We start from the raw sequence: 22,314 nt of genomic DNA, 5'->3' as shown, positions 1-22,314 counted from the left end.
TCAGCGCACGTCGCCGGCGGGCGGCTCCTCGAGCGGCTCGTCGACGGGCATGAGGCCGATGTCGCGCGTCTCAGCGCCGCCTTCTCCCCCGAAGCCGACCCACGCGTCGGGCTCGGCGATCCTCACGCCTGACACGGCCTGCGCACGATCCGCATAGTCGGCGACCGACTCGTCGACCGTGGCGATGAACACATCGGGCAGCTCCGGCGCGGGCGGCGAGACCGACTCGGCGCCCGCGTCGCGAAGGCCTGCCTCGATGGTGCCCTGGTCGGCATCGGGGTCGACGGTGATCAGATAGCGCACGCTCACGCGGCCATCCTCACCCCGGCGCTGCGGCACGCACAAGGGCGGCGGTGACCGGCGTCGGGCCCGGATCGGCGAGTCTAGGCTGGAGTCGTGACACCTTCGCGCCGCCCGCCTGCGCTGGTGGTCGAGACCCGCGAGATCGAGCACGTCGACGACCTCCTCGCCTACGCCTCTCCCGGTGAGCCCCTCGCCTGGCTGAGACGCGGCGACGGCATCGTCGGCATCGGCCAGCTGGGCGGTTACGAGCGCGGACCCCACTCCGCTCCCGGCGGCGACCCGGCGGCGCTGCCGTCGGCGGCAGAGACGTGGCGTCAGATCGCCGCGACCGCGGAGATCGATGATCCGCTCGGCCTCCCCGGAACGGGGCTGGTCGCGTTCGGCGCGCTCGTCTTCGACGAGAGATCGTCGGCCACGAGCCGGCTCGTGATCCCGCAGGCCGTCATCGGGCGCCACCGCGGACGCTCGTGGGTGACGCGCATCGCACGCGTCGCCGCCGACCTCGGCGACGCCGTCGTCGAGCCCGCGCCGTACGGCCCGTACTGGTCGGCCACGCTCGGCCCCGGCACGCTCAATCCCGCCGGCTACCAGGCCGCGGTCCGCGAGGCCGTCGACGCGATCGTGCGCGGAGAACTCGAGAAGGTCGTGCTCGCGCGTGATCTCGTCGGCACGATCCCCGCCGGTGCCGACGTGCGCCGCCTGGTGCGCGCCCTCGCCGACGACTACCCCGATACCTGGACCTTCGCCGTCGACGGTCTCATCGGGGCGAGCCCGGAGACCCTCGTCACCGCTTCGCGCGGCGTGGTGACCGCACGCGTGCTCGCCGGGACGATCCCGCGCGGGACCGATGCGCACGATGACACCGAGGCATCCACCTCCCTCGCGCACAGCGCGAAGGACCTCGACGAGCACCGCTTCGCCGTGCAGAGCGTGCTCGCGAAGCTGGGGCCGCACGTGCGTCATCTGCGGGCCGATCCCGAGCCGTTCACGCTCAAGCTGCCGAACCTCTGGCACCTCGCGACCGACGTCGCGGGCGACCTGGCCGACCACGCCTCGGCCCTCGACCTGGTGGCCGAACTCCACCCCACCGCAGCTGTGGCCGGCACGCCGACCGACGCTGCGCTCGAACTGATCCGCCGGCTCGAGCCGTTCGACCGTGGCCGCTACGCCGGGCCGGTCGGCTGGATCGACGGCGACGGCAACGGCGAGTGGGCCATCGCCCTGCGCTGCGCGCAGATCGGCGGGGAGCCGCCCCGCAACGTCGCCGAGTACAGCGCGACGATCCCGGTCGTCGCCCACGCGGGCGCCGGGATCGTCGCCCAGAGCAACCCCGACAAGGAGCTGCTCGAGACCAGGGTCAAGTTCCGCCCGATCGTCGACGCGCTCGCCTGAGGGGCGGCCCCGCCGGGCGACGTCAGCCGGGTTCGGGGCGCGCTGCGCACGTCCGGGGCGCATCGGGTGCGCCCCGGACGCACCTCCCGCGCCCCAACCCGGGAGGACGGAGACGTCACGTCACACCGAGCGCTGATAGGCGCGGATCGAGCGCACCGCCCAGACGAACGCCAGTGCGGCGAGCACCGCGAGGCCGCCGAGCTGCCACCAGCCGTTCGCAGGGTGATCGCCGGTGAGACCGCCGCGGCCGAGCTCGACCGCCCACGTCATGGGGTTCCAGTGCGCGACGTCCTGGACCCACTCGGGCATCAGGTCGGCCGGCATCATCGTCGTCGACAGGAACGTGGCCGGCAGCACGATGAGCTGCGACAGGCTGATCAGCGCGATCTGACTGCGCGAGATGAGGGCCACCGCCGTCGAGGCGCAGCAGAAGATCGTCGCGAGCAGCGTCGCGATGCCGAGGGCGACCAGCATGCCGCCCACCCCGCCCGGGTACCGCGCACCGGCGAGCCAGCCGATGCCGAGCACGACGAGCGACTGCGCGAGGTTGATGATCAGCTGCTGCGTCAGCTGCCCGGTGATGATCGCCGACCGCGACACCGGCGAGGTCAGGTACTGATCCATGACGCCCGAATTGATGTCGTCGATGTAGCCGGTCCCCGCCCAAGCCCCCGAGTAGAGGACGGTCATCATGAGGATGCCGGGCACGAGGTAGTCGATGTAGCCGGCACCGCCGAACTGCGGCAGCGCGCCGAGCGATTGGAAGACCTGCCCGAAGAGCACGATCCAGATGACGGGCTGGATCAGCGACATGACCGGCCCCCACACCTGGCGCAGGGTCGCGATCAGCCAGCGGCGCAGCACCTGGCCGGCCTGCGTGAACCAGCCCGCGCGGGGCGCGGCGCCGGTCAGGGCGAGAGTCGTCATGCTGCGGCTCCTTCCGTGAGGGCAGGCGCTGCCGCGTCGCCGAAGGTGTGGCCGACGAAGTGCAGGTACACGTCGTCGAGGGTGGGGTGGGATGCCGCGACCTGGCCGAAGCGGATGCCCGCGGCATCCAATGCTCCGATGACGGCCCCGACCGCCGCCGAGGCGTCGTCGGTGCGCGCAGCGAGGACGCCGTCGACGCCCGATGCCTCGATCACGACGTCCCGCAGGCCCGCCACGCGCCCGATGGCCGCGCGCACGGCGGCGGGGTCGGGCTCCACGAGCGAGACCCGCAGCGAGTCGCCGTGCAGCGCCGCCTTGAGCTCGCCGGGCGTGCCCTGCACGACCGCGCGGCCGCGGTTGACGAGGAGCAGCTCGTCGGCGAGCCGGTCGGCCTCCTCCATGTAGTGGGTCGTCAGCACCACGGTGAGCGACTCCTCCCCGGAGAGACGGCGGATCTCCGCCCACATCGTGGCGCGTGCCTCGGGGTCGAGTCCCGTGGTGGGCTCGTCCAGGAAGAGCACGCGCGGCCGGTGCACGAGCGCCGCAGCGACGTCGAGTCGCCGGCGCATGCCGCCGGAGAAGGTTCCGACCGGACGACGGGATGCCTCGGCCAGCCCGAACTCGTCGAGCAGACGCGCGGCGCGGCCGCGGGCCTCACCCGGTGCGACGCCGCGCAGTCGTGCGGCGATCTCGAGGTTCTCGCGGGCGGTGAGGAGCGGATCCGTGCTCGCCCCCTGGGACACGTACCCGATGGCGGCGCGGACCGACGCCGGGTCGGTGGTGACGTCGTGCCCCGCGACGACGGCGGTGCCGCTCGTCGGGCGGGACAGCGTCGTGAGGATCTTGGTCGTCGTGGACTTGCCGGCGCCGTTCGGGCCGAGGAGGCCGAACACGCGGCCGGCGGGGACCGAGAACGCGAGGCCGTCGAGCGCTCGGACGCCTGGCTTCCGGCCGCGACCCGGATAGACCTTGACGAGGTCGGTGGCGACGATCGCGCGATCGTCGGCGATGGAGTTTTCGGGCATGGCGAAGCATCCCTTCCTGCGAATGGGTGTGTGAGGGGTCGGGCGGCGCGCGGCGTCGCCCGACGTGTCAGGACTTCTTCTCGGGGCTGAAGAGCATGCGTGCGAGGACGAGCATCATGACCGCGAACCCGCCGACGAAGGCGACCGGCGCCCACCACCAGCCCACGGTGAACACGAGCACCGCGATGACGGCGAAGGTCACCAGCCAGATGACGGCGCTGTAGATGCCGAAACGTGCGGCGGTCTCGGGCTCGCGCTCGAACCGGTTCGGCGGTTCGCTGGTGTGCGCCTGGCGCGTCCATGCCTTGTGGCGGTTCGTCTGGCTCGCTCCGAGGAACGCGAACAGGATGATCGACGCGATGATGCCGAGCGCCGCGAACACCACGCCCCACACCGGCATCGAACCGAAGGCGACGAGAGCGACGAAGCCGAGCCCGTACGCGCCGAGCAGCGTGGCGAGGAAGTACCCGGCGGCGCGGTTCTGCGGCATCGGGTGGTTGGTGGTCGTCTCCTGCGAGAGCGAGTCGCCGACGAGGAGGCCGAGGGCGGTCGCCGCGAACCCGAAGGCGCCGATCTGGGCACCGAGCGGAATCGGCCACACGCCGGCCGCCCCGAGGATGCCGAGCGTGATGCCGATCACCGCGGCGATGGACCACACCACCGCCCGCACGACGAAGCCGGGCTTCGGACGCACGCGATGACGCTGCTGCAGGGCCGCATAGCCGTCCGCGTGCGGGCGGGGCGCAGCATCCGTCGTCGCATCGAGAAGGGCACGCACATCGCCGAGCTCGGCGATCGCTCGGTGCGCGGCCTCGGTCGGCGGCACTCCCGCCGCCTCGAGTTCGTCGGCGCGGGCGACGAGGTTGGCGCGCACCTCCTCCTTCAGGTCCTGGGCGTCGGGCGTCATCTCGATGCCCTGGAACGCCTCGTCGAGGAGGCGATGGATGTCGGTGTTCATTGCTGGCTCTCCTTCACGTCGAGCAGTGAGTCGATGATGCGCCGGGTCGCGGTCCAGGCCGCGACGTTGCCGCGGAAGACCGCGCGGCCGGCGTCGGTGATGCGGTAGTACTTGCGACGGCCGCCCTGGGACTCGTCGCCCCAGTACGACTCGACGAGTCCGTCCTTCTCGAGCCGGCGGTACGTGGCGTACAGCGTCGCCTCTTTGATCTCGTGATCGCCGCCGGTCGCATCGCGGATCGCCTTGTAGATCTCGAAGCCGTACGCGTCGCCGCGCCGCAGCACACCGAGCACGATCGTGTCGGTGTGGCCGCGCAGCAGGTCGGCCGCGAACGCGTCGTCTTGTGTCATGTCAAGTACTGTATCACGTCAAGTACTCATGAACATCGACTACTTTGCGAGCTCGAATACCCGCCCTCTCCACGACGAACGCCTCCCTGCCGATGATCCGGCGGGGAGGGCGTTCGGTGCGCGCAGCGGTCAGGTGGCCGCGAGGCGCCGCTTCTCGGCTTCGACGTCGAACGTCGCCTTCGGCCACTGCGGGTCGATGCCCTCGAGCGCCTCCAGCAGCAGATTCTGGACGGCGAGCCGCGCGTACCACTTGTGGTCGGCGGGCACGACGAACCAGGGCGCGTGCTCGGTCGACGTGCGCTCGAACACGGTCTGGTACGCCGCCATGTACTGCGGCCACAGCTCACGCTCGTCGACGTCGGTCGGGTTGTACTTCCAGTGCTTGTCGAGACGGTTGAGGCGCTGCATCAGGCGCTTCTTCTGCTCATCCGGCGAGATGTGGAGCATGACCTTGACCACCCTCGTGCCCGAATCGGTCAGCTGACGCTCGAAGTCGTTGATCGCCGCGTAGCGACGCTCGATCTCCTGCTCGGGGGCCAGGCGCCTGACCCGGCCGATGAGCACGTCCTCGTAGTGCGAGCGATCGAAGACGCCGATCATGCCCGAGACGGGAAGCCGCTGCTTCACCCGCCACAGGAAGTCGTGCTTCAGCTCTTCCTCCGTGGGCTTCTTGAACGCCGAGAGCACGATGCCCTGCGGGTCGACGGAGCCCACGACGTGACGGATGATGCCGCCCTTGCCGGCGGAGTCCATCGCCTGCAGCACCAGCAGCACCGAGGCTGGGCCCACGCGCCCGGAGGCTCCGGGCGACGCGCCAGCGGCGTCTGGAGGGGGCGTGGGGATCGTCGCATCGACGCGGCTGCGCGCGTACAGACGCTCCTGGTACTCGTCGAGCTCGGCCGCGCCGGACTGGAGGTCGTCGGCCGCGTGGGCCTTGTCCTTCTCGTATCCCGGGGTCGAGCGGGTGTCGACGTCGGCGAGGACGAAGCCCTCCCCGACACGGAGGAGATCGGCGACGTCGCCGCTCCAGTGCTTCTGCCTCGAGGCGATCATGGAGCCATCATGGCGGATGCCGCGGGCTCAGCGCTCGAGCGGAACCTCGATGAGTTGACGACCGCCGGCCGGCGATGTGAGCACCTGGTCGAGCGCCGCCCGCGTCGTGACCCGGCGGTACTCCCAGCCGTACGCGAGTGCGAGCTGCTCGAGGCGCACGGTGTGCGGGGTCAGCAGCACCCGGTCCATCACGTCGGCGCCCGCGACGGCTGCCACCTCGAGCCCGTCGAAGATCGTGCCGCCGCCGTCGTTGCCGACGATGAGCTGGAGGCGCGGCTCGTGCTCCTGTGGCGGCAGGAGCATCGCGCCGGCGTCGTGGAGCAGCGCGAGATCGCCGAGGATCACGCGCGTGACGCCCGCGCCTCCGCCGAACTGGCTCGCGAGGGCGATGCCGGTCGCCGTGGCGATCGTCCCGTCTATGCCGGCGAGCCCGCGGTTGGCATGCACCGGCACCTTCTTGCCCGGGAGCACCTGGTCCGCGACCCGCACCAGGCGCGACGAGCCGAACACGAGGCGGTCATGGGGCCACGTCGCGCGCCAGACGGCGTCGACGAGCGCAGCACGGTCGACGGGCGCGCGGATCACGCCGAGCTCCGCCGCGATCGCTCCGAGCCTCTCCCCCGGCACCGCCGACGAGAGACCGTCGGCATCGGGCGCCGGCGGCGTGAGATCGACGGATGCTGCGCGCGACGCCTGCATCCACTCCCCGAGCCATTCGCGGTCGGGGTCGCCCGTGGCGACCGCGATGCGGTCGGCGGCCAGGGTGGCGCCGTTGAGGTTGAGCGGCTCGCCCGGACCCCGGACCGCGACGACCTCGATCTCGGGGTCGGAGAGCAGCGCGGCGGTCTCTCTGCTGAGAGTCGGGTGGCCGAGCACGACGACCCGTTCGATGCGGCCGCCCAGGTGGGGGTCGCGCAGCAGCGCGCGGTAGCCGTGCACGAGCTGACGCCCGAAGCGCGCACCGCTCACGATCTCGGCGACGAGTGGCCACGCGCCGACGTGGGCGAGCTCCTCCGCGTCGGGACCGGCGTCGGACCCCGCGAGCACGATGGTCCGGGGACCGCGCTCGAGCACGAGCGGCGCGTCCTCCGGCTCGGTCGGGAGGTCGGCCTCGCCGATGCCGCCACCGCCCTGATACAGGGCACCGGATGCCTCGTCCTCGGCGTCGATCGCCACCGGGGGGCCGTCGGGGTCGTCGACGACGGCGGTCTCGAGCTCGGCGGCGGGTACGCCCATCCACGCGGGGAGGGCGCCCGACAGCGGCTCGCGGTACGGCAGGTTCAGGTGCACCGGACCCGGCGACCGCGTGCCCGCGCCCAGCGCCGCGGCGACCGCGTCCTCGGCGAGGAGTCGGAGCATCGCGCTCTGCTCGTGCGTGCCGTCGGGATCGGGCGCCTCGGGCACCGGCACGTCGGTCTCGAGCCGCACGGTGGGCGCGAACATCCCCGGCTGGCGCGTGGTCTGGTTCGCACCGACCCCGCGCAGCTCCGGGGGGCGGTCGGCCGTGAGCAGCAGCAGCGGCACGCCGGCGTGATGGGCCTCGAGTGCGGCAGGCAGCAGGTTCGCGACCGCGGTGCCCGACGTGCAGACCACGGCCGCCGGCATCCGTGTCTCGCGTCCGATGCCGAGCGCCGTGAAGCCCGCGACGCGCTCGTCGATGCGGACGTGCAGGCGGAGGACGCCCCGCCGCTCGAGCTCGGCGGCGACCAGGGCGAGCGCCTGCGAGCGCGAGCCCGGGCTCAGCACGACGTGGCGCACCCCGAGCTCGACGAGCCGGCACAGCAGTGCCGCGGCGGCGTCGGTCGCGGGCGCCGGGTCGAGCGCGGCAGCTGGTTCGAGTGGTGCTGGGGCGCTGTCGGAGTCGGTCACGTCAGCCGATGACCCCGCGCTGACCGCGGGCGTCGTCGTCGCCGTCTGCAGGACGGATCGGCGGCTTCGGCTGCGGCGGGGTGCCCGGCGTCGCGGTGCCGCCCGCGGCTGCCGCGCTGCCGGGTGCGGCGGTGTCGTCGGACGCGGCGGAACCCGGCGGGTTGAAGCGGGGGTCGTCGCCCTCGGCGTCGAGCTGCGCGAGCTCCTCCTCGAGTCGGCGGATGCGCTCGTCCTGGTCGGAGATCGTGCCGATGCGTCCGAGGAACTCGGGGTCGTCATCGGGAGCTCTGCGTGCAGCGACCGACGGGGCGCGCCCGCGGCCCACGATGAGCCAGAGGAGTCCGCCCAGCACGGGCAGCAGGACGACGATGAGGATCCAGACCGGCTTGCTCACGCCGCGGTGGCGGGTCGGGGGCTGGACCGCGCAATCGACGATGGTGAAGACCCAGAACGCGGTCGCCACCAGGGCCAGAATCAGCAGCACCCGAGGCATCTTCCCATCCTAGGCGGGCGGGGCCCCGAGTGGGCGTTCGCAGGCGCTCCGTGACGCAACCGTCGCAGAAGCGGTCTCCGTGACGGAACGTAGGATGGATGGGTGAAAGCGCGCTCTGCCATCGTCTACTCGGTGCTGCGGCTGCTGGCGTTCCTCGTGCCGTTCGGCATCCTGATGCTGTTCCCGATCATGCGCGAGTACTACTGGCTCGCCGCCATCTTCGCCGCCCTCATCGGCCTGAGCCTCTCGGTGCTGTTCCTGCGCAAGCCCCTCGACGACGTCACGTCGGGCCTTGCCGAGCGCCGCGCCCAGGCGCGTTCCGCGGCGAGCGACGAGGAGGCGGAGGATGCCGCGGCCGACGCCGCCGCCCCCGCCACGCCCGACGGCGAAGCCCCCGGCCCCCGCGCCTGACGCCGGGGCGCAGCATCCGTCAGCCGATGAAGGCCCACATCAGGAAGGCGCCGTAGGCGACCGACGTCAGCGACGTGAGGCCGAGGGCGACGACGAGCTCGCGGGGGTCGCGGTAGGTCCACACGATGAGGATCGCCGGCGCACCGGCCAGCAGCGCGAGCAGCGTGAGCCAGGCGATCGGGTACCCGATCCATGCCAGGAACGCGGCGATGGCGAACGCGGCCAGCAGGAACACGGTGAACAGCCAGCGCGTCGCCGTGCGGCCGATGAGCACGGTGAGCGTCCGCTTGTGCGCGGCACGGTCCTGGTCGATGTCGCGCAGGTTGTTCGCCAGCAGCACCGCGCAGGCGATGAGGCCCACGCCGACGGCGCCGAACCAGGCCTCCTGCGGGAGCGCGAAGGCCTGCACCCACGTCGTGCCGAGTGTCGCGACGAGACCGAAGAACACGAAGACGAAGAGCTCGCCGAGGCCGTAGTAGCCGTAGGGGCGCTTGCCGCCGGTGTAGAACCACGCGGCGAGGATGCAGACGGCGCCGGCGGCGATCAGCCACCACTGCTGCGTGCGGATGGTGATGGCGAGTCCGGCGATCGCCGCGATCGCGAAGAAGGCCAGCGCCACGATGAGCACGGTGCGCGGCTTCACCTTGCGGCCGGCCGTGAGACGGGCGGGGCCGACCCGGAAGTCGTCGGTGCCCCGGATGCCGTCGCTGTAGTCGTTGGCGTAGTTGACGCCGATCTGCAGCGACACCGACACGATGAGGCAGAAGAGCGCGATCACCCAGTGGAAGACGTCCACCACCAGGATCGCGGCGCCCGTGCCGACGAGGATGGGCGTGATCGCCAGGGGCAGGGTGCGCAGGCGCGCCGCACCGATCCAGTCGCGCGCGGTGGGCTTCGCAACGTGCGCGGGGTCGCGCGAGACGTGCGCCTTCTGCGGGTTTCCGCGGGGCGGCTGCTTCTTGCGTCCGGCGGTGGTGCGCTTCTTGCTCGGGGTTCCTGCCACGAATGCACATCTTAGGGGCCGAGTCGATGTGACACCTGCTCGGGTCAACCCCCTGACGGATGTCGGCGCCCGGGGCGAGGATGAAGCCCATGCTGAGCATCGGATCCATCGTCCTCACCGTGGAGGACATCTCACGCGCCGGCGACTTCTGGCGCGCGGCCCTCGGCTACGTCAACCGCAACGAGCCGGGCGATGACTGGGTGATCCTCGATCCGCCGGGTAAGGCGGACTGGTCGGCGCCCGGCGCGAGCCTCGCGCTGTCGGTCACCGGGTACCCGCAGCACTACCCGCCGCGGATCCACCTCGACCTGTACGCCGAGGACCAGGCGGCCGAGGTGCAGCGCCTGCTCGGGCTCGGCGCCCGCGAAGTCGACTGGCACGACTACCCCGACGACGCCGACTGGATCGTCCTCGAAGACACCGAGGGCAACCGCTTCTGCGTCGTCGACACCGGCCCGTACCCGCGGGGCTGACCCCCGGTCGCTGCCCCGCACGCCGGTCGCCGAACTGTCGAAGCGCGCGTCAGTGCAGGGCGATCACGGCGCGGCGGATCGCCTCGCGGTCGGGCTTTCCCGAGGGGAGCGCCGCGAGCTCGTCGACCAGCACGAGTCGCGACGGACGGGCGTGTGCGCCGATCTCGGCCTGGACGGCGGCGCGCGCCTCCTCCAGCTGCACCGCTTCGCTGCGCCGCAATGCCTCGCCCCGGGAGGCGACGACGACGGATGCCTCGCCCCACCGCTCGTCGGGAATCCCGACGACGACGGCGAGAGCGAGTCCCGGGATCCCCCGCACGATCCGCTCGACGCGGTCGAGCGAGACGTTGATGCCGCCCGAGACGATGACGTTGTCGATGCGGCCGCGCACGCGCAGGACCCCGTCCTCGAGGAGTCCCGCGTCGCCGGTGCGGTACCACCGGGCTCCGTCGCGGTCGCGGAGGAACGCAGCATCCGTCAGTTCGTCGTTGCCGAGGTAGCCGTCGGCCAGGGTCGGTCCGGAGATCTGCACCTCGCCGCGCTCGATTCGCAGTCGCACGTTGCCCAGGGCCACGCCGTCGTACACGCAGCCGCCGCTGGTCTCGGTGGAGCCGTAGGTGCGCACGATGCGCGCGCCGGCGGCCTCGGCGCGCTCGAAGGTCGCGGCGGGGAGCGCCTGGCCTCCGACGAGGATCGTCTCGAAGGAGCGCAGCGCCGCGAGAACCGAGGGGTCGTGCTCGGCCGCGTCGAGCAGCTTCGACAGCTGCGCGGGGACCAGCGAGGTGTAACTCGGCACCCGCTCGCCGTGCTCGGTCGACACCATCATGAGCGCGGCCGCCGAGAACGCCTGCGGAGTGAAAGCCCCCGCGAGGATCGCGGGCTCGCGATCGGCGACCAGGGAGCGCACGAGCACCTGCAGACCCGCGACGTAGCTCGCCGGCAGCGCCAGCAGCCACGCGCCGTCGCCGATGCGGTCGGCGGTCGACAGGGCGCTCGCGGTGAGCGCGTCGCGGCTGAGGACCACGCTCTTCGGGATGCCGGTGGACCCGGACGTCGTCACCACCACCGCGGTGCCCGCCCGGACTTCCCCGGGGAGTCCGCTGACGAGGCCGAGGCCGAGAGCCGGTCCTGCGCCGTGCAGCGCACCGCGCAGGCCCCGCAGGATCTCGCGGGGGTCATCGCCGATGACGGGGACGAGCTTCATCGCGGGCGCCGGGTCAGTAGTGCCAGGGGTAGGGCGACCAGTCGGGGTCGCGCTTCTCGAGGAACGAGTCCCGACCCTCGACGGCCTCGTCGGTGCCGTAGGCGAGGCGCGTAGCCTCCCCCGCGAACACCTGCTGACCCACTAAGCCGTCGTCGACCGCGTTGAACGCGAACTTCAGCATGCGGATCGCGGTCGGCGACTTGGTGAGGATCGTTCGGGCCATCGACACCGCCTCGCGCTCGAGATCGGCATGCGGCACGACCCGGTTGACCGCGCCCATCTCGTAGGCGCGCTGCGCCGAGTACTCTTCCGCGAGGAAGAAGACCTCACGGGCGAACTTCTGCCCGATCTGCCGCGCGAAGTACGCAGAGCCGTAGCCGGCGTCGAACGAGCCCACGTCGGCGTCGGTCTGCTTGAACCGGCCGTGCTCGGCCGAGGCGATCGACAGGTCGCACACGACGTGCAGCGAGTGCCCGCCGCCCGCCGCCCACCCGGGGATCACGGCGATGACGACCTTGGGCATGAACCGGATGAGCCGCTGCACCTCGAGGATGTGCAGCCGGCCGGCCCGGGCCTGGGCCTCGGCCGGGACGGCCGTCTCGTCCTCGGAGTACTTGTAGCCGTCGCGCCCGCGGATGCGCTGGTCGCCGCCGGAGCAGAACGCCCAGCCGCCGTCCTTCGGGCTCGGCCCGTTGCCGGTGAGCAGCACGACCCCCACGCGCGGGTCCTGGCGAGCGACGTCGAGGGCGCGGTAGAGCTCGTCGACGGTGTGCGGGCGGAAGGCGTTGCGCACCTCCGGCCGATCGAACGCGATGCGCGCGATGCGGCCGTCCTTCGAGACGTGGGCGGTGATGTCGGTGTAGCCGCCGTCCGGCTGGCCGGGGGCTGTCGCCCACTCGTCTTCGTCGAACAGTTCCGAAACGCTCACTCGGCCAGCCTACGGCGGGCGCCGTGCGGACGTCATGTGCAACCGGACACCGGCAGCCGGGGCCTAGCCTGGATCGGTGACTTCGACTCTTCGCGCCGTGGCGGCTGCCGCGGCATCCGCTGCCCTGCTGTTCGCCCTCGCCGCCTGCTCGTCCGGCGCCCCGGAGGCGGCGCCGACGGCCTCCGACACGCAGGCCGTGCAGGTCAGCGACGCGGCGTGCGCCGACGACGCCGGCATCACCGTGGCCGTGGACGCCTCCGCCCTGGGCGAAGACGGCAAGCAGTGGTGCATCGAGACCGATGAGGCCCTCGTCGCCGCCGATGCGTTCACGCTCGTGAATGTCACGACCGAGGGCACCGAGCAGTACGGCGACCAGGTCGTGTGCCGCGTCAACGGCGTGCCTGCGGAGGACCAGGCGATCACCGCGCCCGACGGCTCGGAGTACTTCGAGACCTGCAAGACGATGGCTCCGGAGTACGCGTACTGGTCGCTGTGGGTCAAGCCCGCGGGCGGCGAGTGGGACTACGCCCAGGAGGGCGCCTCGACCCTCGAACTCGAGCCGGGCGAGGGTGTCGAACTGCTCTTCACCCTGAACGGAGAGCCGGCAGCGCCGACATCCTGACATGACGTTCCGACCCGGTCCCCTGCGAGCCGCGGCGATCCTCGCCGCAGGGTTCGTGGCGGCCCGGGTCGTCTACCGCGTCCTCTTCCACGGCGCCGACGGCGACGGCTTCGTCCTGCTGGACCTTCCGGCGGTGCGACTGCCGTCGCCGTTCGCGCATGTGGTGCTGCTGGGTCCCGTCACGATCGATGGACTGTGGGATGCCGCCGCCAGCGCCCTGCCGATCGCCCTCACGATCCTCGCGTTCGGGGTGGTGAACGCCCTGGTCGACCTGAACCGCGTGCTCGCGCCGGCCTCGCGGCGCGGGCCGCTGCGCGGCATCGCACGGGCGCTCGCGATCGCCGCGGCCACCCTCCCCTCGCTCGCCGACGGCGCCCGCGCGGTGCGGTTCGCGCAGCGCCTCCGCGGCGAGCGCGGCGGGGCACGGATGCTGCTTCCCCTGCTGGAACGAACACTCGAGCGCGCGGGGGCCGTGGCCGCCGCCCTCGAGCTGCGCGGCTTCGCGGGACGGGGGCTCGACGGAGACTGTCTCGCACCGGTCCAGGCCGAGGGTGTGGAGATCGGGTTCGGCGATGGCGCTGCGAGACGAGGCATCCGTCTTCCGCCCTCGCTCGAGCTCCCGGCGGGGACGCTCACCCTCGTCGCCGGGCCGACCGGGTCGGGCAAGTCGACGCTGCTGCGGGCGATCGCGGGCCTGCACACGCACACCGACGGCGGCTGGATCGCGGGGTCGTTGTCGGTCGTCGGCCGCGAACGCGCGACCGTGCCCCCGCGCGACCTCGCGGAGCGCGTGGGCGTGGTGCTGCAGCATCCGCGTGACGCGTTCGCCACCGAGCGGGTGCGCGACGAGATCGGGCTCTCGCTCGAGCTGCGGGGCGTCGCGCCCGTTCTCGTGACCGCGCGCGTGGCCGAGATCGCCGGCCGGGTCGGCGTGACGGCGCTGCTCGACCGCCCCACGCGCGGGCTCTCGGCGGGCGAGGCCACGCTGGTGGCGATCGCCGCCGCGATCGTCGAGCACCCCATCCTCTTGCTCGTCGACGAGCCGCTCGCCGATCTCGACGCCGACGCGCGGGTGCGGATCGCCGGGCTCCTGGATGCCCTCGCGCACGAAGCCGGCATGTGCGTCGTGGTGGCGGAGCACCGCGTCGACGCGCTCTCCGGGATCGCCGACACGGTGCTGCGGATCGACGGCGGCGAGGTCGCAGCGGTCGGCCCCGATGAGCCGGGTTCGGGGCGCACGGCGGACGTTCGGGGCGCATGGGATACGCCCCGAACGCACGGGCCGCGCCCCGAAACCGGCGAACCGGGGGATGTCGTGCTGCGCGCCCGCGGAATCACGGTGCGCCACCGCGACACGGTGGCCGTAGCGGGTGCAGACATCGAACTGCGCGCCGGCGAGATCGTCGCACTCGTCGGGCCCAACGGCGCCGGCAAGTCGAGCCTGTTCGCCGCGCTCGCACTTCCCGCGCGGGGAGCGGACATCGAGTCGGCCGGTCAGGTTTCGCTGGTTCCGGATGCCTCGGACGACCTGTTCGTGTCCGACACAGTCGCCGCCGAATGCCGGCGGGCGGACCGTCGGGCCGCGCGCCGCGACGCGGGTGCGGCGCCGGGGACCGCGGCACGGTTCGCCGGGTTCCTGGGTCTCGACCCCGACAGCCCGGCCCTCGCCGCACGGCTGGCGCGGCATCCACGCGACCTCTCTGCGGGTGAGCGACGCTGCCTCGCGCTGGCGATCCAGCTTGCGGGCGCGCCGCGCGTCCTCATGGTCGACGAGCCGACGCGCGGCCTCGACCCCGCCGCCCGCGACATGGTCTGGGCCGCGCTGGACTCGCTCGCCGCCACGGGCACAGCGGTGCTGGTGGCCACGCACGAGCCCGAGTTCGCCGCCCGGGCCGACCGCGCGCTGACGATGAACGCCGGTGTTCTCACCGACGCCCCGTTCGTAACTCAGGATGAACGCGCAGCCGCCGCGCGCGAGGCACGGAACTCCGCGGGCGCACAGGCCAGCCGCTCGAACGGTCCTGAATTGCGGACGCCGGAACGGCCGCACCGGCCGTCCTCACGCGGCCGAGACCTCCGGGAGTCCCCTCGCGTGGATGACCTCGCGCCCACCGCCTCCCCGTCCGTAACTCAGGACCGATCCCTGCGGCCCTCGAGAGACCCGCAGGAATCGGGACCCGTCCATTCCGGCTCCGCCAACCGTCCTGAATTGCGGACAGGGAACTCTGCCCGGAGGCGGCGGCTGAAGGTACTGCCCCTCGCCGCGCTCGCGGCCGCGAATCTCGTCGCCTTCGGGGCGTTCTGCTGGCCGCTGGTCGCGACCGCCGTGCCCGAGCAGGCCCACGCGGCGGTGCCGATCGCGGCGCTCGCGCTCGTGCCCCTTGCGGCGCTCGTGGTCGTGGCCACCCTCGACGGGAGCGTGCGGTCGGCGCACATGCTGGCACTGCTCGGCACACTCGCCGCGATCGGCGCGGCCGTGCGCGTCGCGGGCACGGGCGTGGGCGGCGTCGAGGCCGTGTTCATCCTGCTGATCCTGGCGGGGCGTGCCTACGGCGCGAGGTTCGGCATGCTCCTCGGCATGGCCACGATCGCCCTGTCCACCCTGATCACGGGCACCTTCGGCCCTTGGACGCCGTTCCAGATGTTCGCGTGCGCGTGGGTCGGCGCGATCGCGGGGCTCCTCCCCCGGCGGATCTCCCGCGGGAGTGAGATCGCGATGCTCAGCGTCTACGGCGTCGTCGCCTCGTACGCGTTCGGCCTGCTGATGAACCTGTGGTTCTGGCCGTTCGCCGTCGGCTACGGCACCGGCATCTCGTACGACGGCAGCGCGCCGCTCGACGTGAACCTCTCGAGCTTCCTGCTGTACTCGCTGGTCACCTCCACCCTCAGCTGGGACACCCTCCGCGCGATCACCACCGTCATCGGGCTGGTCGTCGTGGGTCGCCCGATCCTCGCGGCCCTGCGCCGCACCAAGCCCCTGCAGGTGCCCGCGGCATCCGTTCGTCCCGTCGCCGGCCACGTGGTCGACCGATCCCCGCGAGACGTCACAACAGCACCGTGAGCGCGGCTGCTTCGGTGCTGTCGTGAGGTTTCACCACGATCCGTGCGGACCGCGAAGGGAAGCACGGATGCGGCGGCCCGCAGCATCCGTCGCTCGCGCGCGCGTCCGGGTCAGACCGAGAAGTACTTCGCCTCGGGGTGGTGGAAGACGAAGGCATCGGTGGACTGCTCGGGGTGCAGCTGCAGCTCCTCGCTGAGCTCGACACCCATGCGCTCGGGGCGCAGGAGCTCGACGACCTTGCGGCGGTCCTCCATGTCAGGGCACGCGGGGTAGCCGAGGGAGAAGCGGGCGCCGCGGTACTCGAGCTTGAAGAGGCCCGCGGTGTCGGTCGGGTCCTCGTGCGAGAACCCGAGCTCGGAGCGGATGCGGGCGTGCCAGTACTCGGCGAGCGCCTCGGTCAGCTGCATCACGAGCCCGTTGAGCTCGTAGTAGTCGCGGTACTTGTCCTCGGCGAAGAGCTTCGCCGTGACGGAGTCGATGTTCGCTCCCGCGGTCACGAGCTGCACCGGCATCACGTCGACCTGGCCCGACTCGCGCGAGCGCACGAAGTCGGCGAGGCACAGGTGGCGGTCGCGGCGCTGGCGCGGGAAGTGGAAGCGCAGGCGGTCGCTGCCGAGCGTGCCGCCGGACCCACCGTCGGGGGCGAGGAGGCCGGCTGCGCCGAGCCCTCCCGAGGGATCGTCGCCGTGGTGCAGCACGACGACGTCGTTGCCCTCCGACACGACCGGGAAGAAGCCGTACGCGACCGACGCGTCGAGCATGCCCTCGCCGAGGATGCGGTCGAGCCAGTACCGCAGCCGCGGCCGGCCCTCGGTCTCGACGAGCTGCTCGTACGTGGCGCCGTCCTCGCCGCGGCCGGGCTTGAGGCCCCACTGCCCCATGAACGTCGCACGCTCATCGAGGAAGGCGGCGTAGTCGTGCAGCGCGAGGCCGCGGACGATGCGGGTGCCCCAGAACGGCGGGGCGGGGACGGGGTTGTCGGATGCCACGTCCGAGCGTGCCGGCATGGCCTCGGGCTCCGTGAGCGTGAGCTTGGAGCCGGCAGCGTGCCGCCGCTTCTTCAGCGCCGGCAGCCCGACGGATGCGGGATCGGCGCCGCGCGCGATCTTCACGAGCGGGTCCATGAGCGCGAGCCCCTCGAACGCGTCACGCGCGTAGCGCACCTCGCCGTCGAACAGTGAGGCGAGGTCGTCCTCGACGTAGGCGCGCGTGAGGGCCGCGCCGCCGAGGATCACCGGCCACTTCTTGCCGAGGCCCCGCGACGTGAGCTCCTCGAGGTTCTCCTTCATCACGACCGTCGACTTCACGAGCAGGCCCGACATGCCGATGACGTCGGCGTCGTGCTCCTCTGCCGCCGCGATGATGTCGGCGATCGGCTGCTTGATGCCGAGGTTGATCACGTCGTAGCCGTTGTTGGTGAGGATGATGTCGACGAGGTTCTTGCCGATGTCGTGCACGTCGCCGCGGACGGTCGCGAGGATGATGCGGCCCTTGCCCGAGGCATCCGACTTCTCCATGTGCGGTTCGAGGAGGGCGACCGCGTTCTTCATCACCTCGGCCGACTGCAGCACGAACGGCAGCTGCATCTCGCCGGCGCCGAACCGCTCGCCGACGATCTTCATGCCCTCGAGCAGGTGGTCGTTGATGATCTGCAGCGGCGCCAGCCCGCCCTCGCGGGCGAGGTCGAGGTCGGCTTCGAGGCCCTTGCCCTCGCCGTCGATGATGCGGCGTTCGAGCCGCTCCCCCACCGGCAGCGCCGCCAGCTCGGCCGCGCGCTGGTTGCGCAGGGCCGCGGTGTCGACGCCGGCGAAGAGGTCCAGCATCCGTGCCAGCGGGTCGTACGTGACGTTGCCGTCGGCGTCGTATTCGCGACGGTCCCACACCAGGTCGAGCGCGACCTTGCGCTGCTCCTCCGAGATCGAGGCGAGCGGCACGATCTTCGCGGCGTCGATGATGCCCGAGGTGAGACCGGCCTCGACCGCTTCGTGCATGAACGCGGAGTTCAGCACGCTGCGGGCGGCCGGGTTGAGGCCGAACGAGACGTTCGAGACGCCGAGCGTCGTGTTGATGCCCGGGTACTTCGCGGTGATCTGCCGGATCGCCTCGATCGTCTCGATCGCGTCGCGGCGGGTCTCCTCCTGGCCGGTCGCGATCGGAAAGGTCAGGCAGTCGACGATGATGTCGTTGACCCGCAGGCCCCACTCGCCGACCAGCTCGTCGATGAGCCGCGTCGCGATCTGCACCTTGCCCTCGGCCGTGCGGGCCTGGCCGTGCTCGTCGATCGTCAGCGCGACGACCGCGGTGCCGTGCTCCTTGACGAGCGGCATGATGCGGCCGAAGCGGGAGGTCGGGCCGTCGCCGTCCTCGTAGTTCACGGAGTTCACGACGGGCCGGCCGCCGATGAGCTCGAGCCCGGCGGCGATGACCGCGGGCTCGGTGGAGTCGACGACGAGCGGCAGGGTCGAGGCGCTCGCGAACCGCGAGACGACCTCGCGGATGTCGGCGACGCCGTCGCGGCCGACGTAGTCGATGCACACGTCGAGCAGGTGCGCGCCCACGCGGATCTGTTCGCGCGCGATCTCGACGCAGTCGTCCCACCGCTCCTCGAGCATCGCCTCGCGGAACGCCTTCGAGCCGTTCGCGTTGGTGCGCTCGCCGATCGCGAGGTACGAGGCGTCCTGCTGGAACGACACGTGCTGGTAGAGCGAGGCCACGCCGGGGTCGAGATCGATGGCGCGGTCGCCGAGAGCCCGCACGGGAAGCGCGCGCTCGCTGCCTGCGCCGGGTTCGGCGCGTCTCGTCTCGCTTCGCTCGCCCGACGACCGGAAGTCGGCCAGGCGCTCGACGACCGCGGCGAGGTGCTCGGGCGTGGTGCCGCAGCATCCGCCGACCAGTCCCAGCCCGAACTCGCGCACGAACTGCTCGTGCGCGGTCGCGAGCTCGACGGGCGTGAGCGGGTAGTGCGCGCCGTTCGCTCCGAGCACGGGAAGCCCGGCGTTGGGCATGCACGCGATCGGCACCGTCGCGTGCTTCGACAGGTGCCGGAGGTGCTCGCTCATCTCGGTCGGGCCGGTGGCGCAGTTGAGGCCGATCGCGTCGACGCCGAGCGGCTCGATGGCCGTGAGCGCCGCGCCGATCTCGGAGCCCATGAGCATGGTGCCGGTGGTCTCGACGGTCACCTCGACGAAGATCGGCAGACGGATGCCGCGGCTCACGATCGCCTGACGACAGCCGTTGATGGCGGCCTTGGTCTGCAGCAGATCCTGCGAGGTCTCGACGAGGAACGCGTCGGCCCCGCCGTCGATGAGCCCCTCGGCCTGCAGCGCGAAAGTCTGCTTGAGGTTGTCGTACGTGGTGTGCCCGAGGCTCGGGAGCTTCGTGCCCGGGCCCATCGAGCCGAGCACCCAGCGCACGCGGCCGTCGACGGCCTCGGCGGCCTCGACGCGCTCCCGCGCGATGCGTGCACCCTTCTCGGCGAGTTCGGCGATGCGGTCGACGATGCCGTAGTCGTCGAGGTTCGACCAGTTCGCACCGAACGTGTTCGTCTCGACCGCGTCGACGCCCACCGCGAGGTACGCGTCGTGGATCTCCCCGACCACATCGGGGCGAGAGACGTTGAGGATCTCGTTGCACCCTTCGAGGCCCTGGAAGTCGCCGTCGATCGACAGGTCGTAGCGCTGCAGCATCGTGCCCATCGCGCCGTCGGCGATGACGACGCGCTCACGCACACCGTCGAGCAGCTGCTGCGAGCGCTCGGGTCTCGCAACCCCGTCGATGTCGAGGGCGAACCGGGGTGCGGGCGGTGCGGCGGTCACCTCGGCGATTTTAGTCGCCGGGGTCTTCGGCGTCGCCCTTCGTGACGGACACCGCGGTCCGTGCCCGATGCGGACGCTGGTCCGGCCTCGCCCAGGTCCGCGGTGCGGGCGAGGCCGGGACGGATGCTGCGGCCCGGCGCAGGGCGCCGGGTGGCAGCATCCGTCCCTCAGAACGTCAGGCGTTCTTGGCGTCGCGCCAGCGCAGCCACGAGCGGATGATGTCGTAGTCCCAGTCGGGGCCCTGGAAGCCGATGGTGAACAGGCGCACGCCGGCGTCGTAGAGGCCGTCGGCGTGGGCCTCGTCGCGCTGGTGCAGCTCGTTCGAGATGACGAGGTTCGAGGTGTCGGTCTGCTCGCGCTCGGCCCACTGCTCGATGACGTCGAGCTTGTGAGGCAGATCGCTCGCGCGCACGTAGCTGTGCCAGATGTCGGCGTGCCGTGCGACCAGGCGCAGCGTCTTCTGCTCGCCCGCGCCGCCGATCATGACCGGGATGTCGCGGGTCGGGGCCGGGTTGAGCTTCTGCCACCGCGCCTCGATGCGCTCGAGTCCGGCGGCGAGGTCGTTCAGGCGCGAGCCGGCGGTGCCGAACTCGTAGCCGTACTCCTCGTAGTCGCGCGCGAACCAGCCCGATCCGGTGGCGAAGATGAACCGGCCGACGCCGTCCTTCGCCGAGATGTGGTCGATCGTGCGGGCCATGTCGGCCTGGAGGTCGGGATTGCGGTAGCTGTTGCAGTTGACGAGGGCGCCGAATTCGACCCGCTCGGTCTGCTCCGCCCACGCGGCGAGCATCGTCCACGACTCGAAGTGGAGGCCGTCGGGGTCGCCGCTGAGCGGGAAGAAGTGGTCCCAGTTGAAGAGGATGTCGACGCCCATCTCCTCGAGGCGGAGCACCGCGTCGCGGAAGGCGGAGTAGGGCGCGTGCTGAGGCTGCAGCTGCACGCCGAGGCGCACGGGAGTATCGAGGAGGGGCATGGGGAAAGCGTACGGCCGGCGGGAGGGGGCGGTCCTCGTTCGAGGGAATGCGCCGAGATGCGGACCGCTCCCCGGGGGCTCGGTCCGCATCTCGGGTCAGATCCTCAGCTGAGGACGCGTGACGACCCCCGGCGCGCACGCGCCGCCTTGAGCGCGGCATCCACGGTGTCCCAGATCGCGACACCCGCGATGACGAAGCCGACGATGACGGCGATGATCTGGCCGACCTCGGCGCCGTCGTCGGGGATGATCGTCGGGAAGTACGCGGGATTGATCAGGCGCCCTTCGAACAGCAGCCACAGCGCGGGCACCGCGATGACGAGATTCAGGATGCCGTTCGCCACCGCGAGACCGATGGTCCAGCGTCCGATCGCGTAGACGACGACCGCGAGCACCGCTTCGAGGGCCATCACTGCGAACAGCCCCAGGATCCACCAGGGCCAGAGCCCCGGGTCGAGGAACGACAGCCCGGGCTCCGTGGGCACGAAGCCGATGAACAGGTCCCACAGCACGACCCCGACCATGATCCCGAGGAACGCCAGCGACGTGATCATGTCGCCGAGGCCGACGCCCTTCTGGCGCGGCTCGGGCAGCTGGTCGGGCGTCCAGGGCTGGCCGGTCATCGTCTCGTGGCCGGTGCGCTCGAGGATGACGAAGACGAGCGTCGTCCAGAACGCGAGGTGCACGACCACCGAGAGCAGCAGCGGCACGAGCGCGCCGATGATCTCGCCGAACGTGGCGCCGTCGAGCACCATCGCGAGCGAGACCCCGAAGGCGGCGCACGCGGGCACGATGTACAGCAGCAGCTTCAGCAGCCGCCACCAGTCGAGGAAGTAGCGCGGGCCGACGAGCCACAGGGGGCGGTCGGTGTAGCCGGCGGCAAGCTTGTCGGGGTCGCCGAGCTCGGTGAGCACGGCACGTTCGGCCGTGTCGCGCGGCTCGCCCTGCTCGATGCGGGCCTCGACCTGGTCGTCGATCGACGCACGCAGCTCGGCCGCGAGGTCGGCGCGCTGCGCCTCGGGCACGGTGCGCATCGCCGCGTCGACGTAGCGGTCGGTGAGGGTGGCGGTGTTGGTCATGTCAGTTCTCCTCGGGGAGGGCGCCGATCGCGACGGCGATCGCGCGGAAGTCGTCGGTGAGGGCGCCGGCGAGGCGGAGGCCGGCGTCGCTGGTGCGGTAGAACTTGCGGGGACGGGACTCGTCGGTGTTCCACTCGCTCGTGAGGAACCCCTGCTTCTCGAGGCGGCGCAGCAGCGGGTACAGCGTGTTCGCGTCGGTCGGGAAGCCGCGCTTGCCAAGCTCCTCGAGCAGCCCGTACCCGTACCCCGGCGTCTCGAGCAGCCGCAGGCACGCGAGCACGATCGTGCCGCGCCGCAGCTCCTGCAGGTGCGTCTCGAGGACCTCGGTTTCGCTCATGCCTCACACCATACTGTGTGTCACACACTATAGTCAAT

The 22,314-nt window shown here is 71.8% G+C and carries 20 protein-coding genes; 5 read left to right on the top strand and 15 right to left on the bottom strand.

The features are described from left to right. Complete coding sequence (locus ASF40_RS10810) at positions 1–309, bottom strand: hypothetical protein (protein ID WP_056368917.1); 309 nt, start codon at positions 307–309, stop codon at positions 1–3. A gap of 87 nt (positions 310–396) precedes the next feature. Here ASF40_RS10810 and ASF40_RS10805 point away from each other — a divergent pair, with 87 nt between their 5' ends. Beyond that, entirely contained in the window at positions 397–1,695 is a 1,299-nt protein-coding gene (locus ASF40_RS10805) for an isochorismate synthase (protein ID WP_056368914.1), read from the top strand. Between the two features lie 120 nt (positions 1,696–1,815). Here the strand turns inward: ASF40_RS10805 and ASF40_RS10800 are convergent, their stop codons facing one another. The 7 genes from ASF40_RS10800 to ASF40_RS10770 form a co-directional block, all read right to left on the bottom strand. Beyond that, a complete protein-coding gene (locus ASF40_RS10800; RefSeq protein WP_056368912.1) occupies positions 1,816–2,622 on the bottom strand; it encodes an ABC transporter permease in 807 nt (268 codons plus the stop codon). Then, the gene (locus tag ASF40_RS10795; protein WP_056368910.1) at positions 2,619–3,647 is read right to left on the bottom strand and encodes an ATP-binding cassette domain-containing protein; all 1,029 of its coding nucleotides are present in this window, start codon (positions 3,645–3,647) and stop codon (positions 2,619–2,621) included. Before ASF40_RS10795 ends, ASF40_RS10800 begins: the two co-directional genes overlap by 4 nt. 67 nt (positions 3,648–3,714) lie before the next feature. After that, complete coding sequence (locus tag ASF40_RS10790) at positions 3,715–4,605, bottom strand: permease prefix domain 1-containing protein (protein ID WP_056368908.1); 891 nt, start codon at positions 4,603–4,605, stop codon at positions 3,715–3,717. After that, positions 4,602–4,955 (bottom strand): PadR family transcriptional regulator, encoded by a 354-nt coding sequence (locus ASF40_RS10785; RefSeq protein WP_056368906.1) that lies wholly within the window; start codon positions 4,953–4,955, stop codon positions 4,602–4,604. Before ASF40_RS10785 ends, ASF40_RS10790 begins: the two co-directional genes overlap by 4 nt. A gap of 129 nt (positions 4,956–5,084) precedes the next feature. After that, positions 5,085–6,008, bottom strand: a complete 924-nt coding sequence (locus ASF40_RS10780; protein ID WP_056368904.1) for a PPK2 family polyphosphate kinase — start codon at positions 6,006–6,008, stop codon at positions 5,085–5,087. Between the two features lie 27 nt (positions 6,009–6,035). Beyond that, positions 6,036–7,877, bottom strand: coding sequence for a 2-succinyl-5-enolpyruvyl-6-hydroxy-3-cyclohexene-1-carboxylic-acid synthase (gene menD, locus ASF40_RS10775; RefSeq protein ID WP_056368902.1), 1,842 nt, complete (start codon positions 7,875–7,877; stop codon positions 6,036–6,038). 1 nt (position 7,878) lies between these two features. Beyond that, positions 7,879–8,370 (bottom strand): PLDc N-terminal domain-containing protein, encoded by a 492-nt coding sequence (locus tag ASF40_RS10770; RefSeq protein ID WP_056368900.1) that lies wholly within the window; start codon positions 8,368–8,370, stop codon positions 7,879–7,881. A 102-nt stretch (positions 8,371–8,472) separates the two neighbouring features. Here ASF40_RS10770 and ASF40_RS10765 point away from each other — a divergent pair, with 102 nt between their 5' ends. Further along, on the top strand, positions 8,473–8,781 hold the full coding sequence (locus ASF40_RS10765; RefSeq protein WP_056368898.1) for a DUF4229 domain-containing protein: 309 nt from the start codon (positions 8,473–8,475) through the stop codon (positions 8,779–8,781). Between the two features lie 19 nt (positions 8,782–8,800). Here the strand turns inward: ASF40_RS10765 and ASF40_RS10760 are convergent, their stop codons facing one another. Then, the gene (locus ASF40_RS10760) at positions 8,801–9,784 is read right to left on the bottom strand and encodes a 1,4-dihydroxy-2-naphthoate polyprenyltransferase (protein WP_056368896.1); all 984 of its coding nucleotides are present in this window, start codon (positions 9,782–9,784) and stop codon (positions 8,801–8,803) included. An 89-nt stretch (positions 9,785–9,873) separates the two neighbouring features. On the opposite strand from ASF40_RS10760, the gene ASF40_RS10755 reads away from it, so the two are divergent. Next, positions 9,874–10,257, top strand: coding sequence for a VOC family protein (locus ASF40_RS10755; protein ID WP_056368894.1), 384 nt, complete (start codon positions 9,874–9,876; stop codon positions 10,255–10,257). A gap of 49 nt (positions 10,258–10,306) precedes the next feature. On the opposite strand, the gene ASF40_RS10750 is transcribed toward ASF40_RS10755, so the two are convergent. Then, entirely contained in the window at positions 10,307–11,461 is a 1,155-nt protein-coding gene (locus ASF40_RS10750; protein ID WP_056368893.1) for an AMP-binding protein, read from the bottom strand. A gap of 13 nt (positions 11,462–11,474) precedes the next feature. After that, entirely contained in the window at positions 11,475–12,389 is a 915-nt protein-coding gene (locus ASF40_RS10745) for a 1,4-dihydroxy-2-naphthoyl-CoA synthase (RefSeq protein ID WP_056368891.1), read from the bottom strand. 76 nt (positions 12,390–12,465) lie between these two features. Here ASF40_RS10745 and ASF40_RS10740 point away from each other — a divergent pair, with 76 nt between their 5' ends. After that, a complete protein-coding gene (locus tag ASF40_RS10740; RefSeq protein WP_056368889.1) occupies positions 12,466–13,011 on the top strand; it encodes a hypothetical protein in 546 nt (181 codons plus the stop codon). 1 nt (position 13,012) lies between these two features. Beyond that, positions 13,013–16,072 carry an ATP-binding cassette domain-containing protein gene (locus ASF40_RS10735; RefSeq protein WP_056368886.1) on the top strand — a complete coding sequence of 1,020 codons (3,060 nt, stop codon included), beginning with the start codon at positions 13,013–13,015 and terminating at the stop codon, positions 16,070–16,072. Between the two features lie 110 nt (positions 16,073–16,182). Here ASF40_RS10735 and ASF40_RS10730 read toward each other — a convergent pair whose 3' ends face one another. The 4 genes from ASF40_RS10730 to ASF40_RS10715 all read right to left on the bottom strand — a co-directional run bounded on the left by ASF40_RS10730 (position 16,183) and on the right by ASF40_RS10715 (position 22,276). Further along, entirely contained in the window at positions 16,183–19,887 is a 3,705-nt protein-coding gene (locus ASF40_RS10730) for a homocysteine S-methyltransferase family protein (RefSeq protein WP_056368884.1), read from the bottom strand. A 175-nt stretch (positions 19,888–20,062) separates the two neighbouring features. Further along, entirely contained in the window at positions 20,063–20,860 is a 798-nt protein-coding gene (locus ASF40_RS10725; RefSeq protein ID WP_056368882.1) for an LLM class F420-dependent oxidoreductase, read from the bottom strand. A 104-nt stretch (positions 20,861–20,964) separates the two neighbouring features. Continuing rightward, positions 20,965–21,939, bottom strand: coding sequence for a permease prefix domain 1-containing protein (locus ASF40_RS10720; RefSeq protein WP_056368880.1), 975 nt, complete (start codon positions 21,937–21,939; stop codon positions 20,965–20,967). A 1-nt stretch (position 21,940) separates the two neighbouring features. Beyond that, positions 21,941–22,276 carry a PadR family transcriptional regulator gene (locus ASF40_RS10715; protein ID WP_056368878.1) on the bottom strand — a complete coding sequence of 112 codons (336 nt, stop codon included), beginning with the start codon at positions 22,274–22,276 and terminating at the stop codon, positions 21,941–21,943. Between the last annotated feature and the right edge of the window lie 38 nt (positions 22,277–22,314).

The organism is Microbacterium sp. Leaf288 (genome assembly GCF_001422925.1).
Lineage (GTDB): Bacteria > Actinomycetota > Actinomycetes > Actinomycetales > Microbacteriaceae > Microbacterium.
This window is presented reverse-complemented; position numbering and strand designations above follow the sequence as displayed.

What these genes read in the sequence shown, in the direction of transcription:
- ASF40_RS10800 (WP_056368912.1), bottom strand. Translation starts at nt 2,622, where the DNA reads ATGACGACTCTCGCCCTGACCGGCGCCGCGCCCCGCGCGGGCTGGTTC.
- ASF40_RS10795 (WP_056368910.1), bottom strand. Translation starts at nt 3,647, where the DNA reads ATGCCCGAAAACTCCATCGCCGACGATCGCGCGATCGTCGCCACCGAC.
- ASF40_RS10790 (WP_056368908.1), bottom strand. Translation starts at nt 4,605, where the DNA reads ATGAACACCGACATCCATCGCCTCCTCGACGAGGCGTTCCAGGGCATC.
- ASF40_RS10785 (WP_056368906.1), bottom strand. Translation starts at nt 4,955, where the DNA reads ATGACACAAGACGACGCGTTCGCGGCCGACCTGCTGCGCGGCCACACC.
- ASF40_RS10780 (WP_056368904.1), bottom strand. Translation starts at nt 6,008, where the DNA reads ATGATCGCCTCGAGGCAGAAGCACTGGAGCGGCGACGTCGCCGATCTC.
- ASF40_RS10770 (WP_056368900.1), bottom strand. Translation starts at nt 8,370, where the DNA reads ATGCCTCGGGTGCTGCTGATTCTGGCCCTGGTGGCGACCGCGTTCTGG.
- ASF40_RS10755 (WP_056368894.1), top strand. Translation starts at nt 9,874, where the DNA reads ATGCTGAGCATCGGATCCATCGTCCTCACCGTGGAGGACATCTCACGC.
- ASF40_RS10750 (WP_056368893.1), bottom strand. Translation starts at nt 11,461, where the DNA reads ATGAAGCTCGTCCCCGTCATCGGCGATGACCCCCGCGAGATCCTGCGG.
- ASF40_RS10735 (WP_056368886.1), top strand. Translation starts at nt 13,013, where the DNA reads ATGACGTTCCGACCCGGTCCCCTGCGAGCCGCGGCGATCCTCGCCGCA.
- ASF40_RS10725 (WP_056368882.1), bottom strand. Translation starts at nt 20,860, where the DNA reads ATGCCCCTCCTCGATACTCCCGTGCGCCTCGGCGTGCAGCTGCAGCCT.
- ASF40_RS10720 (WP_056368880.1), bottom strand. Translation starts at nt 21,939, where the DNA reads ATGACCAACACCGCCACCCTCACCGACCGCTACGTCGACGCGGCGATG.
- ASF40_RS10715 (WP_056368878.1), bottom strand. Translation starts at nt 22,276, where the DNA reads ATGAGCGAAACCGAGGTCCTCGAGACGCACCTGCAGGAGCTGCGGCGC.